Here is a 21,623-nt window from a genome sequence, read left to right as displayed (position 1 = left end):
AATCCACGGCTGCAGCACCTCCCTCACTCAAGAGCCTGCGCCACCGGTAAAGCAGATTGGGCGCAACGCCATGGCGGCGAGCGGTAGACGATACCGTCTCGCCTGGTTCAAAACTCTGCTCAATGATCGTCAGCTTTTGCTCGGTTGTCCACCGCCTGCGGCGAACATCACCCGTCAGCAATTCAACGTGTCGATACTCGTTAGACATAAGCCTGTCCTCAAGCCTGTGCTTGAGCCTTTCTGCTTATGCCGACCTGTCCGGTCGAAATGGGGGGCAGTTCACATCGCTTGTTCGATCTCATGGTTTTCTTGACAGCTATTGTCACTTTATTCAGCCGCCCCGTTCCAATTGTGATCGACTTCAACTTCCTTTTCTACCAACCGACCAAATACCGCCAAAGCTTGGCCCACCACTTGATCCATATTGTAATATTTATACGTCCCCAACCGGCCAACGAAAATGACATCACGCTGTGTCCGCGCCAAAGCTTCGTAGCGCTTATATAGTGCCTGATTTTCAGGCCTAGGGATGGGATAATAAGGCTCACCATCGTCTTTGGCATATTCATAAGAAATGCTAGTTTTACGGTGTATTTGTCCGGTGAGATATTTGTACTCGGTGATCCGCGTATAAGGCACTGTTTCGGATGGATAATTGACAACCGCTACCGGTTGAAAATGTTCGCGGTCGATAGTCTCATGGCGAAATTCGAGGCTTCGATATGGAAGCGGACCAAAGCGATAATCAAAATAACTATCGATCGGGCCAGTGAAGATAGTTCTGGGTGCGAGCTTTTCCGGGATAAGTTCGCGATGATCCACACCGGTCTCCACTCGAATATTATCATGATCGAGCATATTTTCGAACAAATGGGTAAACCCTTCGGCGGGCATTGCCTGATAGCTATCAAGAAAATACCGATCATCAGTTGAGGTCCGGGTCGGTATCCGCGCGGTGACAGACTTGTCGAGCTGAGACGGATCAAGCCCCCATTGTTTGCGGGTATATCCTTCGAAAAAAGTCCGATAGAGATCTTCGCCCACTTGCGAGATCACCATATCACGCGCAGTCAGGATTTCTTTCATCGGTTCCGCGCGTTCCGCGAGAAAATTTGCAGCACTTGCTTCATCAACCATATTGAGCCCGTAAAGCTCGTTGAGCGTCGTGCGATTGATCGGAATAGGCAGCAATTTTCCATCAACATAGGCCAAAACACGATGTTCATAGGCCCGCCAACGCGTGAAGCGGGAAAGATAAGAGAAAATTTGCTCGCTGTTTGTGTGAAATATATGTGGGCCATATTTATGGATGAGGATACCGGCTTCATTGCGGGTATCAAAAGTATTCCCCGCTATATACGGACGGCGGTCACAAAGGAATACGCGTTTTCCAGATGCAGCAAGCCGCTCAGCCAAAACGGAGCCAGCAAAGCCCGCCCCCGCGATCAGATAATCATAGGGATATTCCCCATTTGGCCGAAAAACTGCAGGTCCACTGATTTTCTCCTGCTTGGTTTTAATTGCTGCCTTAATCAGCGAACTCATGCTCAGATAGGTCTTATCCCAAGATGTCAGCGCTAAAAAACTATCGGTGTCAGCCAGCCAGCTTGTCGGGTCCACTGATAGTTCCAGTGCCCGCTCACAAGCCTTCACAAACTTTTCGACGGTGTCGGCAATTAAAACGCTTTCTAAATGATTATAAGTCCGAACAACGTCTGCGACAGGTGTCGAAACAACCGGTTTTCCGGCGGAAAGATATTCCGGTGTTTTGGTAGGGCTGATGAATTTAGTAGCTGGATTGTTTGCGAACGGCATCAATGCCACATCCCAACCGCTAAGATATGATGGCAGCTCACTATAAGGTTTTTGCCCAAGATAGTGGATATTTTCGGCGCGTGGTAAGGTGGAAGGATCAATCTTCACTACAGGCCCCAGCATCACGATCGACCAGTGGGGACGTGCCGCCGCCACAGCAGCAATCAGATCAAGATCGACCCGTTCGTCAATAACGCCGCAATAACCAAATATAGGCTTCGGAAGATTGGCCTGCTCTGGTGGAGTAAACACTGTCCTCCGAGCACTAATGAAATGATTGACATCCACACTTGAAGGAAACAAATGGATGTTTCTATGTTGATCGTGCTTTGCTTCAAAAATGCTATAGCCGCCGGTGAAAACAACATCTGCATGTTGGATGAGTTGCCGCTCATAAATTACCAGTTCCGGCGGCGCGAAATGAAATGATGTAAGCTCATCCATACAATCATACACCACAGCTGCTGCTTCCACATGCTTAGCAAATGGAAACATCATGGGGGTGTAAAACCACAGAACCGGTGATAATATGCGATGTTGCTGAATAAACTGATCAAGCAGTCGTGAAAGCCCCGTCTCAACATCTTTCCCTTGCCAGGAAATTGGAATACGTGGTCGAATAGCCACGACCTCAGTATTCTCAAAAGCATGATATTCTAAATAGGGTAGATGATGCTCGGTGGGGATATGTTCTTCCCAAAAGAACACCTGATAATCTTTGGTAAAACGCTCCATAAGATGTTGCGGTCTCTGCAAAACAAAGTCCCATCGCAAGTGGGAAAAACATATCAGACTCGTGGGGATTTTATCCTTTGGCGCGTTACTAAACGAGATGTTCAAAGCCAAATCCTCCAGAAATGGGCCAAATGAAACGGGGAGCTGTTTGGTGGTAGGTAACTTTTGCTAAACAAGCCTGACTGCGACTTGTTCCATCGACGCAAAAATATAGTCTTTGCTTAAAGCTTAGATAATAATTATAGGATTTATACTTGCGACTTTAAGGCGGATTAAAAAGTATAGCATGGCGTTAATACAGATAGCTTTAAGTATTACCTGACTGAACGGCGGGACGATGAAATAAGATGCAAGAATAGTTTTGACTGAAAAAGACTGGAAGAAGCGTCAAGCGGCTCGGATAAAACCATTCCATTGGATAAAAATGTTGCCAGACAGACCTTTAGTTTTAAGCGCATTAACAGTATATGCCGTGCATTAGTTCTTTAGGGACATCTATTACTATGAAAAGCAAATTACAGGCGTTGGTCGGGTCCATTTCAGGGGTTGGCCTCGTTCTGGGGTCACTTTTTTTTGCCGCCTCGTTTACGCCAAGTCTGATACCCCGCACATTTGAGGTTCAGGGAGCGCTTGCCGGTATAGCCTTCGGCGCCGGATATAGTATTGGCGTAATTCTTCGCAGCCTGTGGCGCTACTTAGAATTGCCGGAGTTAGCTCCACGCTACTTAAAATTTATCAAACCATCGGCGCTAGCAATCTGCATTTTGATTATGCTGTTAGCGCTTTATCATTCCACCGCTTGGCAAAACTCCGTGCGCCACGTGGTCGGAATGAAACCAGTAGAATCTGCGTATCCGGTAAGTGTCACACTGATTGCGCTCTCATGTTTTGGCATTTTGTTGTTGATAGCGAGAGGATTAATCGGCCTCGGAAAATTCATCGCAGGTAAATTATATAGCCGCTTCCCACGGCGGATTTCTATTGTCGCGGGTGTGGTGATAACCATCATTCTCACCTATACGATAGCCAACGGCGTACTGGTCAACTACACGTTTCGTCTATTGGATAATTCCTTCAAGCAACTCGATGCTTTGCTGGAACCAGAACGGCCGCAGCCGCTCATTGTCGAGCGCGCGGGCAACCCAACGTCCAAACTGGAATGGCGCAAATTGGGCCGAGCTGGCAGAGAATTTGTAGCATCTGGTCCCACCGCAGAAGAAATTAGCTCTTTCACACAGCAACCATCGATTGAGCCCATTCGCTTATATGCTGGCTTGCAAATAGCTGAATCACCAGAACAACGTGCCGCGCTGCTTCTTGATGAATTGCTCTCGCTCAAAGCTTTCGAGCGTGAAGCACTGGTCATCATAACCCCAACCGGCACAGGCTGGGTTGATCCGTCGGCGATTGACGGGCTAGAATATTTATATCACGGCAATGTTGCGAGCGTGGCTTTACAATATTCCTATTTGAACAGCCCTTTATCGTTGGTGTTTCAGCCGGAATATGGCCTCATTTCAGCGGAAGCTCTCTTCCGCGTAGTCTATAATTACTGGAAAAAACTGCCAAGAGATCAGCGGCCGAAACTCTATCTCCATGGATTAAGTCTTGGTGCGTTCAACTCGCAACGCTCCATAACATTTTTCGATGTTTTGGGAGACCCAATCGATGGGGCAGTATGGAGTGGCCCGCCTTTCCCCAGCGAAAAATGGCGTTCTCTCACGCAAAATCGCGATCCCGGCTCTACCGAATGGCTGCCAGTCTTTCAAGATGGCCGCTTTGTGCGGTTCATGAACCAATATGGCACCCCTGAAGGAAACACTGCACCATGGGGAGATCTGCGTTTCGTCTATCTGCAATATGGCAGTGATGCGATCACTTTCTTCGATAAAAGTTTACTTTATCGAGAAGCCGATTGGATGAAAGCCCCACGCGCACCCGATGTTTCCCCCTTGCTTCGATGGTATCCCGTCGTCAGCATGTTACAGCTATTCATCGATATGCTTTTGGCAGACACCGTTCCCATGGGATATGGTCATGTTTATGCGCCTGAACATTATTTGAACGCATGGCTTGGGGTTACCGGAGTTGAAGGGTGGAGCCCTGAACGTGTTGACGCTTTAAAGACGCTGTTGCTGCAACGGGGCCAGCGTGACGATGGATATGAACATCGTGGCGGATAACAAGTTCGCTGTCTTATCTTGAAGTTCAGTATTTGTGAGCTTTCACTCAATTCGGGCTGCAGGCGGAAAACAATAATTTCGTTACTTGTTTTTCGCCTGTTCTCAGCTTTCCGAGCTTGGCCCTGTGGTTAAAATTGTCGTAGCAACCACGATATTTGCGCTTGGCTTGAGCCCGATCAAAATGCTGGCCCAAGTCAAAATTGGCCCAAGTGCTAGAGCCCAAAAACCCTCCAATTTCACGCGAAAAATTAATTCCGCTTTCTGACAAGTTGCTATAGAAAGCCGCAATGAGTGAACCGCTACCGATTTATCCCATTTATAATCCGCCGTTGGAACCTTATACTTCGATCATTCATCGCGATGCTGATATTTTGGTTCTCGATAAACCCAGCGGTTTATTGTCTGTACCCGGTCGGAACCCAGCATTGCGCGACAGTCTCGCCACGCGCGTGCAAAAGGATTTTCCGCAAGCTTTAATGATTAATCGCCTCGATAAAGACACGTCAGGACTGGTGTTAATGTCTTTAAACCGGAAGGCGCACGCAAAAATCGCATCGCAATTTGAAACAAGAAGCCTGGAAAAACAATATACGGCGGTGGTATGGGGTCATGTGGAAGAAAAAGAAGGGCTAATCGACCTTCCCTTGGCAATAGACCCCGATAACAAGCCACGTCATCGGGTAGATCTTGAAGCTGGCAAGGCAGCACAAACCCGTTGGAAGGTTCTCGAATATGGGAAAAACAATACCCGCTTACATCTTTATCCTCTAACCGGGCGCACGCACCAATTACGCGTTCACATGAAAGCAGTTGGACATGTGATATTAGGGGACGAGTTTTATGCAGAAGGTGCCGCCCGGGATGCCGCTTGCCGCTTGCTTCTTCATGCTGAACGACTAGGCTTTCAACATCCGGATGGTCGTTTTGTTGGCTTTACCAGTCCCTGCCCCTTTTGAGAGAGCAATGTCACAACAGACAGATCCCACTGAATTAATTGTCGATTTTGTCGGGGGGCCTGTGGGCCATCGGTTTCGATCTGGCGAAGGTCGAGGGCAAGCGCTGGCCAGAGCGGTGGGCCTTTCGCGTGGGGTGGTTCCAGAAATCGTCGATGCGACTGCGGGATTAGGTAGAGATGCGTTTTTGTTAGCATCCCTGGGGGCCAAAGTGACGCTTATTGAGCGTTCTGAGAAAATTTATAATCTACTTGTTGACGGCTTGGCTCGCGCCAGAGCGGAAGGCGGACGCTATGCCGAGACAGTCGCCCGGATGAACTTATTGCACGGCGATTCCTGTGAGCTTCTGCCTGAGCTAAACCCGCAAGTAGTGTTGGTTGATCCGATGCATCCCCCACGCGGCAATACAGCATTGGTTAAAAAGGAAATGCGCCAGATCCGGGAAATCGTCGGCACAGATTCTGATGCCGAAAAGCTCATGCATATCGCGCTTGAACATGCACAAAACCGCGCGGTTTTGAAATGGCCCTTGCGCGCGAAACCTATGTCAGGCATTCGCAAACCTTCGCACCAAATCTTAGGCAAAAGCACACGTTATGATGTGTTTGTAAAAGCGAAAATCAGCGCCAATTCGCAATAAGTGTAAGCGAGCAAGTTTAAGAAAACGCCTCGAAATTACTCATTACGAGAATTTTGATGCACCAAAACAGGTGCCCCCCCTGACTTCCCTGCCTTCCCTGTCTTCCCTGACTATCATGCACTTAGTGAAGCATCATCGTCTTGTTGCGAGGTGTCCAATCATCCGGCAATGTGCCCTTGATGATTAGGCTTAACACATCGTCCTTGGAGACTTCATCAATCCGGTGAGAACCAACATTATGGCCGCGGTTCATAACAATGACGCGGTCGCACAAATCGAACACATCATGCATATCGTGGCTGATGAGGAAAATCCCAACGCCTTCTTGCCGAAGTTGCTTGATCAATTCTCCAACCATAGCGGTTTCAGCAGGCCCAAGGGCTGCGGTAGGTTCGTCCATAATCAGGCATTTAACATTGAAATAGATCGCGCGGGCAATCGCTATAACCTGTCGCTGACCTCCTGATAATTTGGAAACCGGATCATTGAGATTGCGAAAATTTGGATTGAGGCGAGCAAGAACCTTGCGCGCTTCTTCTAGCATCCGTTTATCGTCCAGATTGCCCCAGCGGGTTCGCAATTCACGCCCCAAAAAAAGATTAGCGGGAGCATCGAGATGATCGGCAAGCGCAAGCGTCTGATAGATGGTCTCAATGCCCTGGCTGCGCGCATCATGGGGCGAAGCAATCTCGACCTTATGACCATTCACCCGTATTTCACCCGCGCTAGGCGCCATTGCACCCGAAAGGATACGCATAAGGCACGATTTTCCCGCGCCATTATGCCCAAGAACACCTACAACTTCACCGGGATAAAGATCCAGCGACACACCATTTACAGCATGGAGGCCACCAAAATGTTTCTCAATATTGATCATTTGAACAAGTGGAGTTGTCATGCTCGGCCTTTCAAATTTCCGGTAAATCGGGCGGCAGCAGCAGCCGCCACCCGAAAGCATTGGAATTGTCTTTAATAAAGGACGTTTTTTGCCTCGTCGGTGTCGATGTTTTCCTTTGTCACAAAGACAACCCCCGTATCGATCTGCGGCTCGACCGTTTTGCCGTCGAGAAGATCAATGACAGCCTTCACACCAAGTTCGCCCATTTGGAATGAACCTTGAACCAAAGTACCGGCCAAAGTTCCGTCTTTCACAAAGGCCTGAAGATCTTCATTGCCATCAAAACCAATGGCGACGAGCTGACCTGCCTTGCCTGCCTGCTGTATGGCACGCCCCATGCCCACCGCCGTTGGCTCATTGGCACCGAAAATTCCCTTAAGATCGGGATTTGCGGCCAGAACATCTGTCGTCTGATTGAGCGCATTGGCCATCTGCGATTGTGAATAATAGGGTCCGACAATCTCTATCTTTGAGTTGCCTTTGATTTCCTCAATAAAGCAGCCGACGCGGCCAATTTCTGAACCAACGCCCGCCACATAAGACATGACCGCAACTTTGCCTTCGCCGCCCGTTGCCTCAATCATTTTGCTAGCAGCGAGCTTGCCGGCCGCACAATTATCGGTTGAAAGAAAAGTCTGATAAGCACCGTCTGCGCCCTCGCCCAGCGCAGAGTCAATAATAGCCACCGGAATGCCAGCTTCATTGGCCCGCTTGACGGACGGGATCAACGCTTCTGGGTCGGATGGCGCTAATACCAGAGCAGCGACGCCACGATTGACAGCATTGTCGACCATGTTGACCTGATCGGCCACCGCGGATTCAGCAGCTGGTCCGTCAAATGTCATATTGTGGTCAGTGCCTTCAATAGCAGCGGATGCGCCTTTGTTAACATTCTGCCAAAAGTTTGAACTTGTCGTTTTGACAATCACAGCGATGTCTTTCGCCATTGATGTCGCCGGAAATGCCAGCACAACGCTTAATGCCAACGCAGCTTTGAACGAATTTTTCATTTTCTCCTCCATTATAATCCCCTGGTGGCCATGCGCTCACCTCCGATTGCGCATTTGATCAATAAAGACCGCTAAAATGACCACGACCCCGATGATAATTTGTTGAATAAAGGCTGATATCCCGGCCATATTCAGCCCATTTCTCAAAACTCCGATGATAAAAGCGCCTATCATCGTGCCAGATATTGTGCCGACGCCACCCATCAAAGATGCACCGCCGATAACTGCGGCGGCAATAGCGTCAAGCTCATACATCACGCCTTCATTGGGCTGTGCTGTAACAAGCCGCGACATGAGCACATTGCCCGCTAGCCCCGCCAGCGCACCCGCCATCACATAGGCGGCAATCTTGGTCCGTGCGACATTGACACCAGAAAGCCTTGCAGCTTCCTCATTCGAACCCGTCGCATAAATGTGCCGCCCAAGTGGACGACGGCGCAGCAAATAGGCCGCAGCCAAAGCAATGGCCAACAAAAGGATAGCCGGATAAGGAATGCCCGGAAACACCACTTTTTTTAACCCGTTGGGCAAAGTCTCAACCATGCGGAACAGCGCGCCATTTCCAAGCCGTCCAAACGCCTCTCCGAGCTGTGAGATTGGCGCTGCTCCTGTCAATTGAAGGGCCGCACCTCTCGCAATGAGCATCATGCCAAGAGTGGCCACAAAAGGCGTTATGCGCATTTTGGTAATAATCAGGCCATTTGCCAGACCACAAAGCGCACCCATGCATACTCCAGCTGCCATGCCGACAGGCACCGGAACCCCTGCTTTTACCAGCAGTCCCGTCACAGTACCGGAAAGAGCAAGGACTGACCCAACGCTCAAATCAATTCCACCGGTAATGATCACCATGGTCATTCCGATGCCGAGCAGGCCAATGACCGAGGTTTGTAGCAAAACTGTCAGGCCATTATTAATGGAGAAAAATGCGGCATTGCCAAATGCAAATACTGCCACCAATATTCCGAGCGTTGCGAGTGCCGATAATTTGTGAAAAGTTTCAGCATTCACGCCAGATGCAGGATTATGCACCGCGTTTGCAGCAACTGCCATACCGCTCCTCCCGTCTCGGTATTTATAATTTCAGACAGCATGTGCGCAGAGAGGTTGAGCTGTCAACTGTTTTTAATGATTGTGTGCAATTGGCGATCTGGTTACTCTTTCACGAAAGAGGAGGACCGCATTGGCAAGAACAGACGAACGTTTTCGCGAAGCCTATAATAGTCTTCTTTGCTATTGTGATAGCTTGATGCCGGGCGACCAACTACCCACCGAACAGGGATTGGCTGTGCATCTTGACGTCAGCCGCACTGTGGTCCGCGCTGCACTTCAGCGAATGCAGACCGAGGGCCTTATACGTTGGCAAGGACGAGAAAAAACTCTTCTCCGGCTCCCCAATCGCAAAGACCGGCTTTCCGTTCAATTGGACCCAATATCGAGAGAAGAACTGGAGCGACAATTTTTGGACTGGGTCTTGCGTTTTGATGTTCCGCCCGGAACAGCGCTGAATGTTACGGAAATGGCACGAAAATTTGGCGTTACTCCCCATAGTTTACAGGAGTTTTTGGCTTCTCTTAGTCGCTTCGGTCTCGTGCGACGCCGGCCTCGCGGTGGCTGGAAACTGCTTGGCTTCACGCGTGATTATGCAATTGAACTTTCTGATTTCCGTATGGTGCTGGAACTCCATGCAATTTCGCAGCTTGTGGCTTTGCCCAATGACCACTCCATATGGAAAGACCTACGACATATTAAGGCAGATCACCAAGCTTTAGCATTGGAAATTGACGAAAGATTCCATGATTTTTCACTGCTAGATGAACGTTTTCACAATATGATTGGCAACGTTATTCGCAACAGATTTGCAGCTGAATTTCAAAAAGTCATATCGCTTATTTTTCACTACCATTACCAATGGGACAAAAAACTAGAGCGAGATCGTAATCTTACTGCAATCGGCGAGCATTTAGCCCTTATAGAAGCTTTAATCGACCGGGACGAACAAGCCGCTTTGGAAGCGGCCAAAGTGCATCTGCGAACATCCAAACAGACACTCTTGTCGTCGTTGCGAAATCACGCACATAGCACGTAAACTTACAACAGCGCTTATAAAATGCGAGATTTAGGACTTTTTCATAGAAATATCTTTTGCCTGATTCAGATCGTTTTCGGCCATGTCGAGTACGGAATGAATAGAATCAAGCGCCTTCTGCCGATCACGCAGTCTTAATGCTTCAACCAGCTGACCATGGGCCTCAACCGCTTTATCACGCGTGTCGGCGATTTCGTTTGACGTGCGCAGTGAATATTTTAACGCTGCGCTGATCGTATGTGATAATTGCGTGAAAACCTGATTATGGCTGGCTTTTAGAAGGCAGGAATGAAACAAAACATCCGCCTCCGTAAAGCTGGCAATGTCATTTTCTGCGTCTCTCATCATTTGCCAAGCTTTTTCTATATCAGCAATTTCCTGCGTTGTTGCTCTATCGGCAGCAAGCATTACCGCTGCTGGTTCGATACAGCGGCGCGCTTCGAGAACGCAATCAAGCAAATTAAATTCGACAACTCTATCTCCGAGCCATTCCATGACTTGCGGGTCAAGAATATTCCAATCAACAGGATCGCATACGATCGTCCCAACCCGCGACCGACTTCGCACAAGTCCTTTTGATTCAAGAACTTTCAGAGCCTCCCGAATAACCGTTCGGCTCACATTATACCGAGAACATAGATCATTCTCGCGCGGCAAATAACTCTCTGAAGCAAAATAACCTGAACAAATATCCGCTGCCATGGCCGCAATTACGGTGGTTTTCACTCGGGGACGAGGGGTACCAGATGGCAATTTTTTTTCCTTTCCAGTTACGGGTCCAATCATGCGCCTCTCCGTCTCGCTGATTTTTGCAACCGTGGGAACAACTTAACGTGTATGATGCTGCATGTGTAAAATCATACAGTAGTTACCATTCATCATACAAGAGACTTGACGAACCTGTTTGTCGCGGTTTACCTAAAGCCCATCGCTTAGGAGTAAAGCGAACCTTAGGGAGGGTATTATGTCATTATTTAAGGCTGCACTTGTAGCCGGAGTTGTCGCATTAGCCAGCGCGACCACCGCTTTGGCTGCCGATGTAAAAATTGGATTTGTCGTTAAGCAGCCAGAAGAGCCATGGTTTCAGGATGAATGGAAATTTGCAGATATAGCTGCAAAGGAAAAAGGCTTTACACTGGTAAAAATTGGCGCCCAAGACGGAGAAAAAGTGCAGGCTGCGCTTGATAATCTCGGTGCACAAGGTGTGCAGGGCGTAATTATCTGCACTCCCGACGTTAAGCTTGGGCCTGGCATTGTAGCAAAAGCCGCCGCCAATGATCTTAAGCTCATGACGGTTGATGACCGCCTTGTTAATGCGGACGGAGAGCCGATTGAAGATGTGCCACATATGGGCATTTCGGCGAGCAAAATCGGTGAAGCGGTGGGTGAAGCAATCAGCGACGAAGTTAAAAACCGTGGCTGGGATTGGAAGGATGTTGGTGCAATCCGTGTTTCCTACGACCAGCTTCCCACGGCTGTTGACCGGGTTGAAGGTGCTCTTTCTGCAATGAAAGCTGCCGGACTTCCAGAAGGCAACATATTTGATGCTCCACAAGCGAAAACCGATACGGAAGCCGCTTTGAATGCATCGACCGTCGTTCTAAACAAAAATCCGGATGTAAAATATTGGGTTGCTGTTGGACTTAACGACGAGGCCGTATTGGGTGCAGTCCGCGCCACCGAAAGCGTTGGCATCTCGCCCGATAATGTCATTGCTGTTGGGATTGGCGGCTCAGATTCAGCGATCAACGAATTTAAAAAGCCCAGCGCCACTGGTTTCTATGGCTCTGTAATCATTTCGCCTAAACGCCATGGCTATGAAACCGCACTCAATATGTATGAGTGGATTACCAATGGCAAAGAGCCGGAAAAACTCATCCTGACTTCCGGTGAGCTGGCACTGCGCGACAATTATCAGCAGGTCAGAAAAAACCTCGGCATTGAATAATTTCTAATTCTGCCTGCGGCCGCGCGATTCACGCGGTCGCGAATATTTCCCAATACTCAATAAATCTTCCGGAGATGCCATGGACAGCTTTCTGGCGTTCAGTCATATCTCGAAATCCTATCCGGGTGTGCAAGCACTTTCCGACGTTTCTTTCACCATCGCCAAAGGGAGTGTGCATGGCTTGATGGGAGAAAATGGTGCCGGAAAATCGACGATGATCCGCATCCTTTCCGGGGATCAGGCTGCAAATAGCGGTACAATTTCGATAGATGGTGTTGAGCAAAAATACACTTCCGTTCGTGATGCTTTTGAGGCCGGAGTTGTCGTGGTTCATCAAGAACTGCAACTCGTACCTGAACTATCTGTTGCAGAAAATTTGTGGCTCGGCCGTTTCCCTAATCAAGCAGGCATTATCAATTCTCGGCAGCTTACCGAAGAAGTGGCGCAAAAACTTGCCGATATCGGGCTCACGATCAATCCGTCAACCAAAGTAGGCAAACTGTCTATCGGCGAACGACAAATGGTGGAAATTGCCAAAGCCATAATGGTTGATGCGCGGGTCATCGCGCTAGATGAACCGACATCCTCACTATCGTCGCGCGAAAGCGAAATCCTGTTTCGGCTCATTCGTAAGCTTAAATCCGAAGGCAAGGTCATCATCTATGTTTCGCACAGGCTTGATGAAGTTTTTGAACTCTGTGACAGCCTGACCGTCTTGCGTGATGGAAAACTCGCAGCGCATCACACTAATCTTAACGGCGTTACTCGGGATCAAGTCATTGCCGAGATGGTGGGTCGCGAAATCTCTGACATCTGGGGTTGGAGAGGCCGACCAATTAGCGATCAGGTCCGTTTGCGCGTCAATGAGCTTAGTGGCACCAGCCTTAAAAACCCAGCAAGTTTTGAGGTTCGGAGCGGCGAGATCCTCGGTCTCTTTGGCTTGATTGGCGCGGGCCGTTCGGAATTATTGCGCCTGCTCTATGGTGCTGATAGCCGCAGGAATGGTGTTGTAGAAGTTGATGGCGCGAGAGTGCCGGCGGACAACCCAAGAAAATCAATCGAAGCCGGTATTATGCTGTGCCCGGAGGATCGAAAAGCTGATGGCATTCTGCAAGGCCGTTCGATTGAAGAGAATATTGCAATTTCCACACGGCGGCATTTTTCTCCATTCGGCCTGCTACGCCCTAGAAAAGAAGCTGAAATCGCTGAACGGAGCATCAAACAACTGCGTGTGCGCACCCCATCGCGCAAGCAGGATATTGTTCATCTCTCAGGCGGCAACCAACAAAAAGTTATTCTCGGACGCTGGCTTTCAGAACAGGGCGTCAAGGTTCTTATGGTTGATGAACCGACACGCGGTATTGATGTGGGCGCCAAATCAGAAATCTATGAAATACTTTACGGATTAGCTGAACAGGGGCTGGCAATTGTGGTGGTCTCCAGCGAATTGCCAGAAGTTATGGGAATTTCGGATCGCATCCTCGTCATGTGCGAAGGCCAGATTGCGGCATGTGTTGAACGTGCACAATTTGACGAACGAACCATTCTTGCCGCGGCGCTCCCCGACCGTACGGCTTCTATCGAAATTGACAGTCAGAAAGTTGCAACACAATGAACGCTTTGAAAAAACTCCTTCTCGGCGAACAGGGCCTGGTGGTGATCTTTGTCATTGCTTTCGCAGTGGTTTCCTTCACAGTTCCGAATTTTCTTACCGAACGCAATATGCTGGGACTGCTACAATCTGTTGTGACTATTGGCATAGTCGCCTGCACGATGATGTTCTGCCTTGCATCGCGTGACTTTGACCTTTCGGTGGGGTCAACCGTTGCTTTCACAGGGATGATCGCGGTGATGGTTTCCAATGAAAGTGGGTCCATTCTGGTCGGCCTATTGGCAGCTCTGATTGCTGGTTCCCTTGTCGGGTTGTTCAATGGGTTGGTCATTGCAAGGTTTAAGGTCAATGCATTGATTGCAACACTTGCAACAATGCAAATCGTCCGTGGGCTTGCCCTTATTTCTTCTGATGGACGCGCTGTTGGTATTAATGACCCATCATTCTATCAACTGGCCTTATCGAAATTCCTTGGTGTGCCCACACCGATTTGGGTGATGATCGTCTTGTTCATTATTTTTGGCTTCGTGCTTAATCGGACGGTCTTTGGCAAAAATACCCTGGCTATTGGCGGTAATCCCGAAGCGTCCCGCCTTGCTGGGGTTAATGTCGCCAATATGCGGATATGGATTTTTGCGCTGCAAGGGCTGGTCTGTGCAATTGCGGGAATTCTTTTGGCATCACGCATTACTTCTGGCCAGCCAAATGCTGCTACTGGGCTTGAACTCTCGGTGATTTCTGCTTGCGTACTTGGCGGCGTATCGCTGGCAGGCGGTCGGGCATCCATGACCGGTGTAATTGTCGGCGTTCTTATTATGGGCATCGCCGAAAATGTCATGAACCTGCTAAACATTCAGGCATTCTACCAGTATGTTGTACGCGGCTTCATTCTGATGCTGGCGGTTTTGCTTGATAATCTGCGCTCCTCCACCATCGCTTTCAGGAGCTGATTGTGCAAGGAGAGGAAAAGAACATGTTTTATGCTCTGGTCGATTGGGGAACCTCAAGCTTCCGGCTATGGATTGTCGATCAGAACGGCACCGTTCTACGCGAAAGCAAAAGCGACGAAGGCATGATGAAGGCATCAGAAATTGGCTTTGCAGCTGTTCTCGAGCGCCATTTGAATGATCTTGGTGCGCCCGCGCAACTGCCGGTAATGATCAGCGGGATGGCTGGCGCGCGACAGGGTTGGGTGGAAGCACCATATCTGCCCGTCCCTGCGGCTCTCGACAAATTGGCTGAAAATGCCGTTCGCGTACAACATGCGAAACGTGACGTCCGCATTATTCCTGGCGTTGCTCAAATGCAAAGCGATGCCGCCAATGTTATGCGGGGTGAAGAAACACAGCTTGCCGGTGTCATCAAATCCATGCCCAATGGTCTGGTTTGTATGCCGGGAACCCATTGCAAATGGGTAAGCCTGCAGGAAGGACAGGTAGCCGGACTAACCAGTTTTATGACGGGAGAGCTCTTTGCCGTACTCTCTCAACATTCAATTCTCAAACATGCGATTGATCCGGCCAGTAAGTTTGACGCTGACACGCCCGCTTTCAAAAGAGCAGCCGAGCAAGCGCTTCAAGCGCCAGAACAGGCACTTTCCATGTTGTTTCAGGTGCGAGCAAGCCAACTGCTTGGTTTTGAACAAAATGCAGACGGTTCTGCCCATCTTTCCGGCATTCTGATCGGAGCAGAAATTGGCACCGCTTTGCGAATATATGGCGGGGGCAAAGCCGGATTGGTTGCTTCTGATCGCTTAAACGGGCTCTATCGTCCAATCATGGAAAAAGCTGGCTTCGATGTCACGCTGTTTGATGGTGAAAAAGTGGTCCGCGCCGGGTTGTTAGCAGCAGCTTCCTTGATCTCTTCGTCTGGCGCTTCTTCTGGCCCTTCTAGCGTTCACCCTTCTGGAGTATGATATGAGTAACAACCCCGTCTGGCCAAAGTTTAAACGATCATTAGTGGCAATCATTCGTGGTATTCGCACCGAGGAAGTTGAACCCATTCTAACGGTCTTGCTGGAAGAAGGGTTTGAGGCTATTGAAATACCGCTTAACTCGCCGGAACCTTGGGTTTCAATCGAAAAAGCCGTGAAACTTTTTGGAGACCAAGCTTTGATCGGTGCTGGCACAGTATTGACCGTTGACGATGTGTCAAAGCTTGCTGATCTGGGCGGTCGTATCATGGTTAGCCCGAACACCGATGCAGATGTGATCAATGCCTCAGCAAAACGTGGTCTCTATTCGATGCCCGGATGTTTTACCGCATCGGAAGCACTATTAGCGCTCAAAAGCGGTGCTTCGGCACTTAAATTTTTCCCAGCTGGATCGCTCGGACCATCCGGGATCGCCGCCATCAAAACCGTTCTGCCAAAAGACGCGGTCGTGGGCGCAGTGGGAGGCGTTTCTGATGCAAGTTTTGCCGACTATGCAAAAGTCGGCATTCGCACATTCGGCTTAGGCACGAGCCTATATCGGCCAGGCGACACTGCTGAAACCGTTCGCAACAACGCCCGCCGGACGGTCGCAGCCTATGATAAGGTCTTTGGGGTAAGCAATGAATAAGCCTATGAATTTTCGTACAATCGATGCGCCAATATGTAAGCTTGGTGAAGGCCCGACCTTTGATCCTCATAGTCAAACTGCATGGTGGTTTGATATTTTACAGCAGAAGCTTTTTGAATATCGGCTGGCGGATGAAAAGTTAACGCAACATGATCTGCCCTTTACGGCAAGCGCATTGGCGCGCATTGATGCTGAGCGGCAATTACTGCACACTGATAAAGGTCTTTATATTCGCAACATTAATACGGGCGAATTGAGCTTTCATCTTGCCCTTGAAGAGGATCGGCCAGATCTGCGTTGCAATGATGCACGGGGGCATCCTTCCGGCGCTTTTTGGCTCGGCACGATGGGGTGGAATGCCGAAACCGGAGCAGGCTCGATTTATCATTACCGAGCGGGAGAATTGCGCCGGCTTTACGAAGATATCAGCATAAGCAATGCAATTTGCTTTTCGTCCGATGGTGCCACCGCTTACTATGCCGATACCGGTCGCGGAAAAGTTATGCGCGTAGCTGTCGATCCGCAAAATGGACTTCCCACCGCAGAACCGGAACTCTTTTTAAATGAGTTTCCAGCGGGAGCAGGCCCTGATGGAGCCGTCATTGATGATGAGGGCAATATATGGATTGCGCTTTGGGGCGGAAGTCAAGTTGCTGGATATACGCCGCGAGGCGAAGCGCTAAATTCTATCCCACTACCAGCATCCCAGCCTAGCTGCCCTGCTTTTATCGGTCCGGATGCCAGGCAAATGCTGGTGACATCTGCTGCTGTTGACGTCGATAAATCTGACCAAAAAGACCAGTCTGGCAAAATTTTCATTGTCGATTTGCCCTTTAAAGGCCGCTTTGACCCGGATGTTTTGATTGGCTGATAGAGAACGCTTAACGGCCTTCTCCATCCGTCCACTGAGTTTTCAGCATTCAGCAGATGCTGAACACCCTTATGATTATACAGCGGAGCAACAATTTGTGCTGCGTGGGTGGCTGGAGCATTCTTGAACCCGCTGGAACACTTTCCGGAGCGTTTGAGATTTCTGTAAAGCGGGTTCCGACACCGTTTAGAATCGGGAATTTCCAATGAAAATCACTAAGCTGACAACCTATATTGTGCCGCCAAGATGGTTGTTTCTAAAAATCGAAACCGATGAAGGCATAACCGGTTGGGGAGAGCCAATCATTGAAGGACGCGCGCGCACTGTAGAAGCCGCAGTGCAGGAATTGTCCGAATATCTGATCGGCAAGGATCCGCGTTTCATCGAAGATCATTGGAATGTCATGTATCGCGGCGGCTTTTATCGCGGTGGCCCAATTCTGATGAGTGCGCTTGCAGGGATTGATCAAGCTCTTTGGGATATTAAAGGCAAAGCTTTAGGCGTGCCAATCCACGAGCTGCTTGGCGGTCAATGCCGTGAGCGTATCAAGGTTTATTCTTGGATTGGCGGCGACCGCCCTAGCGATGTGGCAGACAAGGCCCGCGCGATGGTTGAACGCGGATTTACCGCGCTGAAAATGAATGGTGCCGAAGAACTGCAAATCGTTGATAGTTTTGCCAAAATCGACGCGATCGTCGAAACCGTTGGTGCGGTGAGAGATGCGGTTGGGCCACATATTGGTATTGGCGCAGATTTTCATGGCCGCGTCCATCGTCCTATGGCCAAAGTCCTAGCGCGTGAACTTGATCAGTTTCGCCTGATGTTTATCGAAGAACCGGTTTTGTCAGAGCATAGTGAAGCGCTTGCCGAGATCGCCAATCATACTGCCACACCCATTGCATTGGGTGAGCGGCTTTATTCGCGCTGGGATTTCAAATCGATCCTTTCGGGTGGGTATGTAGACATTATTCAACCCGACCTCTCCCACGCCGGAGGGATCACCGAGTGTCGAAAAATAGCAGCTATGGCCGAAGCCCATGATGTGGCTGTGGCCTTTCATTGCCCACTAGGCCCGATTGCGCTTGCAGCCTGCCTGCAAGTGGATGCTGTAAGCTATAATGCCTTCATTCAGGAACAAAGTCTCAACATTCATTACAATGAAGGCAATGACATCCTTGATTACATCACCAATCGCGAAGTTTTTGAATATAAGGATGGCTATGTGTCTATTCCTAAAGGTCCTGGCTTAGGCATTGAGATCAACGAGGAATTCGTCAAAGAACAAGCCAAAATCGGGCATAACTGGCGTAATCCGCTCTGGCGTCATGAAGACGGCAGTGTGGCAGAATGGTAAGGGGGCGGAACATGAGTAAACGTCTTGAAGGAAAACGCGTTATCGTAACCGGTGCTGCTCAAGGCATCGGCCTCGCTATCGCGCAGGCCTTTGCGAGTGAAGGCGCTAAGCTTTTCTTAATTGATATGGATGGGGTACTCCTTGCTGCTGAAGCAAAAGCTTTGCGGGAAAGCGGATATGTGCTTGATTTTGCCGTGGCAGACATATCCGACACCGAAGCCATATCAGCAGCGGTGGCACAGGCAAATTCTGTGATCGGCCCGATAAATGCCTTGGTAAACAATGCTGGCATCAACGTTTTTGCCAAGCCGCTCGACACCACCGATGATGAATGGAACCGCTGTTTTGATGTCAATCTCAAAGGCGCATGGAACTGCTCCAAGGCTGTTCTGCCAGGAATGATCGAACAGGGTGGCGGGGTTATTCTTAACATCGCCTCCACTCATTCTTTCACCATTATTCCCCATACTTTTCCATATCCACTGGCAAAACACGCGCTCTTGGGCATGACAAAATCGCTGGGCCTGGAATATGCGTCGCAACAAATTAGGGTAAACGCCATCGCACCCGGCTATATTCAAACCCAGAAAAATGTCGATTATTGGAACAGTTTTCCTGACCCTGAAGCTGCAAAAGCTGAAACCCTCGCCCTACATCCCGGGCGGCGCATTGGCACACCGGAGGAGATTGCGAAGGCAGCAATATTCATGATTTCTGACGAATGTCCTTTCATGAATGCCGCCTGCCTGACGATTGATGGTGGTTTAAGCGTGCAACAACATCCAGTTTGATGCGTAATTACTCACAGGAAGCGTTAAAGCAATTGCTCACGCTCCTGTGAGGAACGCAACTTGCACAAACCTCGCTTGGCGCTCGAACGAAGACGTAGTACACGGGATAGTGCTATTGGGTGAAAAGGTGTTGGCTTGAAAGACTATTTGCGCACAGTTCTCGAGGAAATCGAAACTGAAGTTAGGAATATGGAAGAGCGCGGCGAAGTTGCCGATTATATTCCCCCACTCGCGCAGATTGATCCGAAGAAATTCGGACTCGCAGTTATGCTGCATGATGGCACGATGATTTCGACGGGCGATGCGTCTGAACGTTTTTCAATTCAGAGCATCTCGAAAGTTTTTGCTCTCACCTTGGCACTGGGCATGAGGGGAGATGCAATTTGGCGGCGCGTGGGACGAGAGCCATCCGGAGATCCTTTCAATTCCAGTATTTTGCTAGAACTTGAGAAAGGATTCCCACGCAATCCATTCATTAATGCTGGCGCCATTGTTATTTCGGATATATTGCTCGGCTCGCACGAACCCAGAGAAACATTGGCCGAAATTGTGCGCTTCATGCAATCCTTGAGCGATGACAATGATGTATATATAGACAAGATTGTCGCCCGCGCCGAAGATCAAACAGGCTTTAACAACGCGGCCCTTGCCAATCTTTTAAAAGCAAACAAAAATCTTGATAACGAGCCCGCACGCGTATTGGGGGTCTACCATCATCAATGCGCATTGGCGCTTTCATGCGAGCAACTGGCAAGGGCGGGACTTTTTCTTTCAGCGTCCGGACGCGATCCAATCAACAAACAGAGAATTGTCAGCGCTCAACGGTCCTTGCGGATCAATGCTTTGATGATGACTTGCGGTCATTATGACGGTTCGGGAGATTTCGCGTTCCGCGTTGGAGTTCCGGCCAAAAGTGGTGTTGGCGGTGGCATATTGGCCATTGTACCCGGTATCGCTTCAATAGCCGTATGGTCGCCAGGCTTGAACCAGCATGGCAATTCACTGCTGGGGACTTATGCGCTCGAAAAGCTGTGCCGTAGAATGAACTGGTCAGTTTTTGGAGCATAGGTTTTGCTGCCGCGGCACCGAAGGGCGGGTGCCGCCGCTGCGAAGCAAAATTATCGCATAGCGATCTGAATTTTTACATCTGTTGGATGAGCAGCATCAGCCCGTTCGAAGGCCGCTATACTGTCACGGAAATCAAATGTTGCAGAGATAAGCGGCTTTACATCAATGATGCCTTCTGCCATCAGCGCGATTGCGCGATCATAGACATTGGCATAACGAAATACCGTTATGAGCGATATTTCCTTAATCTGCAAAGCGACAATATCAATCGGCACTGGCGCCGTTGGCATTCCAAGGCAGGCCAGTTTGCCGCCGGGCCTTATGCAGTCTGCAATATTATCGAATGCTACAGCCGCACCTGAACATTCATAAACCAGATCAACGCCCCATCCATCGGTCGCTTTTTTGACCTGCTCTGCCACAGAACCGTTTTTCAAATAAAGAGGCTGAACCCCTTTATATTGCCCAGCAATGTCGAGCTTTTCCGTGGCAGGGTCAAAAATCAACACACGCGAACAGCCGGCAGAAAGAGCAGACAAAGCCATCAGAATACCGATCGGGCCCGCTCCCAGCACAAGCGCTACATCGCCTGCATTCACGCCGGTTTTATGCACGGCCTGAAGTCCGACAGCCAGCGGCTCCACCATTGCACCTTCGGCGAAGGAAACATTATCCGGTAATTTATAGGTCAAACTGGCAGGATGAACGACTTCAGGCGTCAGACAACCATGCACCGGCGGCGTTGCCCAGAAGGTAAGCGTTGGATCAAGATTATAAAGCCCGATCCGGCTGGTCCGGCTTGAAAAATCCGGAATTCCTGGCTCGATACATACGCGATCACCAACTTTGAGATTTTGCACATTTGAGCCGCAAGCAACGACCGTTCCCGCCCCCTCATGGCCCAAAATCATCGGCGCATCGACTACAAAAGGCCCGATTTTGCCGTGCCGGAAATAGTGAACATCACTACCACATACTCCCACTACATTCATAGCAATGCGCACATCATTGTCCGAGAGAGTGAGATCGAGCTCAATATCCCGAAGCGACAGCGCACGCGCTCTTTCTAATACCAAAGCGATTGGCATAGCAGCT

At 49.5% G+C, this 21,623-nt stretch carries 20 protein-coding genes; 13 read left to right on the top strand and 7 right to left on the bottom strand.

Annotated elements, in window-relative coordinates; genetic code table 11:
• The coding region (locus C7374_RS10835; protein WP_146612714.1) for a transposase at positions 1-208 on the bottom strand (208 nt) is incomplete at its 3' end.
• A 119-nt stretch (positions 209-327) separates the two neighbouring features.
• Positions 328-2,550, bottom strand: a complete 2,223-nt coding sequence (gene glf / locus C7374_RS10830) for a UDP-galactopyranose mutase (RefSeq protein WP_111575640.1) — start codon at positions 2,548-2,550, stop codon at positions 328-330.
• Between the two features lie 503 nt (positions 2,551-3,053).
• On the opposite strand from glf, the gene C7374_RS10825 reads away from it, so the two are divergent.
• The 3 genes from C7374_RS10825 (at position 3,054) to C7374_RS10810 (ending at position 6,326) form a co-directional block, all read left to right on the top strand.
• Positions 3,054-4,733, top strand: a complete 1,680-nt coding sequence (locus tag C7374_RS10825) for an alpha/beta hydrolase (RefSeq protein WP_111575639.1) — start codon at positions 3,054-3,056, stop codon at positions 4,731-4,733.
• A 287-nt stretch (positions 4,734-5,020) separates the two neighbouring features.
• Complete coding sequence (locus tag C7374_RS10815; RefSeq protein ID WP_111575637.1) at positions 5,021-5,689, top strand: pseudouridine synthase; 669 nt, start codon at positions 5,021-5,023, stop codon at positions 5,687-5,689.
• A 7-nt stretch (positions 5,690-5,696) separates the two neighbouring features.
• Complete coding sequence (locus C7374_RS10810) at positions 5,697-6,326, top strand: class I SAM-dependent methyltransferase (protein ID WP_111575636.1); 630 nt, start codon at positions 5,697-5,699, stop codon at positions 6,324-6,326.
• Between the two features lie 121 nt (positions 6,327-6,447).
• Here the strand turns inward: C7374_RS10810 and C7374_RS10805 are convergent, their stop codons facing one another.
• The 3 genes from C7374_RS10805 to C7374_RS10795 all read right to left on the bottom strand — a co-directional run bounded on the left by C7374_RS10805 (position 6,448) and on the right by C7374_RS10795 (position 9,287).
• The gene (locus C7374_RS10805; RefSeq protein ID WP_170130242.1) at positions 6,448-7,224 is read right to left on the bottom strand and encodes an ATP-binding cassette domain-containing protein; all 777 of its coding nucleotides are present in this window, start codon (positions 7,222-7,224) and stop codon (positions 6,448-6,450) included.
• A 71-nt stretch (positions 7,225-7,295) separates the two neighbouring features.
• Positions 7,296-8,234, bottom strand: a complete 939-nt coding sequence (locus tag C7374_RS10800; protein ID WP_111575635.1) for an ABC transporter substrate-binding protein — start codon at positions 8,232-8,234, stop codon at positions 7,296-7,298.
• Positions 8,235-8,270: 36 nt separating this feature from the next.
• Positions 8,271-9,287: an ABC transporter permease gene (locus C7374_RS10795; protein WP_111575634.1), complete on the bottom strand. Its 1,017-nt coding sequence runs from the start codon at positions 9,285-9,287 to the stop codon at positions 8,271-8,273.
• 130 nt (positions 9,288-9,417) lie between these two features.
• On the opposite strand from C7374_RS10795, the gene C7374_RS10790 reads away from it, so the two are divergent.
• The gene (locus C7374_RS10790) at positions 9,418-10,323 is read left to right on the top strand and encodes a GntR family transcriptional regulator (protein ID WP_111575633.1); all 906 of its coding nucleotides are present in this window, start codon (positions 9,418-9,420) and stop codon (positions 10,321-10,323) included.
• 30 nt (positions 10,324-10,353) lie between these two features.
• Here C7374_RS10790 and C7374_RS10785 read toward each other — a convergent pair whose 3' ends face one another.
• Complete coding sequence (locus C7374_RS10785; RefSeq protein ID WP_111575632.1) at positions 10,354-11,109, bottom strand: FadR/GntR family transcriptional regulator; 756 nt, start codon at positions 11,107-11,109, stop codon at positions 10,354-10,356.
• Between the two features lie 178 nt (positions 11,110-11,287).
• On the opposite strand from C7374_RS10785, the gene C7374_RS10780 reads away from it, so the two are divergent.
• From C7374_RS10780 to C7374_RS10740, 9 genes are all read left to right on the top strand, one after another.
• The gene (locus tag C7374_RS10780) at positions 11,288-12,271 is read left to right on the top strand and encodes an arabinose ABC transporter substrate-binding protein (RefSeq protein WP_111575631.1); all 984 of its coding nucleotides are present in this window, start codon (positions 11,288-11,290) and stop codon (positions 12,269-12,271) included.
• Between the two features lie 79 nt (positions 12,272-12,350).
• The gene (araG, locus tag C7374_RS10775) at positions 12,351-13,886 is read left to right on the top strand and encodes an L-arabinose ABC transporter ATP-binding protein AraG (protein ID WP_111575630.1); all 1,536 of its coding nucleotides are present in this window, start codon (positions 12,351-12,353) and stop codon (positions 13,884-13,886) included.
• On the top strand, positions 13,883-14,833 hold the full coding sequence (gene araH / locus C7374_RS10770; RefSeq protein WP_111575629.1) for an L-arabinose ABC transporter permease AraH: 951 nt from the start codon (positions 13,883-13,885) through the stop codon (positions 14,831-14,833). Before araG ends, araH begins: the two co-directional genes overlap by 4 nt.
• Before the next feature lie 23 nt (positions 14,834-14,856).
• A complete protein-coding gene (locus C7374_RS10765) occupies positions 14,857-15,798 on the top strand; it encodes a 2-dehydro-3-deoxygalactonokinase (protein WP_111575628.1) in 942 nt (313 codons plus the stop codon).
• Position 15,799: 1 nt separating this feature from the next.
• Positions 15,800-16,444 (top strand): 2-dehydro-3-deoxy-6-phosphogalactonate aldolase, encoded by a 645-nt coding sequence (locus tag C7374_RS10760; protein WP_111575627.1) that lies wholly within the window; start codon positions 15,800-15,802, stop codon positions 16,442-16,444.
• Complete coding sequence (locus C7374_RS10755) at positions 16,437-17,315, top strand: SMP-30/gluconolactonase/LRE family protein (protein ID WP_245412632.1); 879 nt, start codon at positions 16,437-16,439, stop codon at positions 17,313-17,315. Before C7374_RS10760 ends, C7374_RS10755 begins: the two co-directional genes overlap by 8 nt.
• 205 nt (positions 17,316-17,520) lie before the next feature.
• Positions 17,521-18,669, top strand: a complete 1,149-nt coding sequence (dgoD, locus tag C7374_RS10750) for a galactonate dehydratase (protein ID WP_111575625.1) — start codon at positions 17,521-17,523, stop codon at positions 18,667-18,669.
• An 11-nt stretch (positions 18,670-18,680) separates the two neighbouring features.
• On the top strand, positions 18,681-19,460 hold the full coding sequence (locus C7374_RS10745) for an SDR family oxidoreductase (protein ID WP_111575624.1): 780 nt from the start codon (positions 18,681-18,683) through the stop codon (positions 19,458-19,460).
• Between the two features lie 135 nt (positions 19,461-19,595).
• On the top strand, positions 19,596-20,528 hold the full coding sequence (locus C7374_RS10740; RefSeq protein ID WP_111575623.1) for a glutaminase: 933 nt from the start codon (positions 19,596-19,598) through the stop codon (positions 20,526-20,528).
• 50 nt (positions 20,529-20,578) lie between these two features.
• Here the strand turns inward: C7374_RS10740 and C7374_RS10735 are convergent, their stop codons facing one another.
• Complete coding sequence (locus tag C7374_RS10735) at positions 20,579-21,616, bottom strand: NAD(P)-dependent alcohol dehydrogenase (RefSeq protein ID WP_111575622.1); 1,038 nt, start codon at positions 21,614-21,616, stop codon at positions 20,579-20,581.
• Between the last annotated feature and the right edge of the window lie 7 nt (positions 21,617-21,623).

Source organism: Falsochrobactrum ovis, assembly GCF_003259955.1.
Taxonomy (GTDB): domain Bacteria; phylum Pseudomonadota; class Alphaproteobacteria; order Rhizobiales; family Rhizobiaceae; genus Brucella; species Brucella ovis_A.
This window is presented reverse-complemented; position numbering and strand designations above follow the sequence as displayed.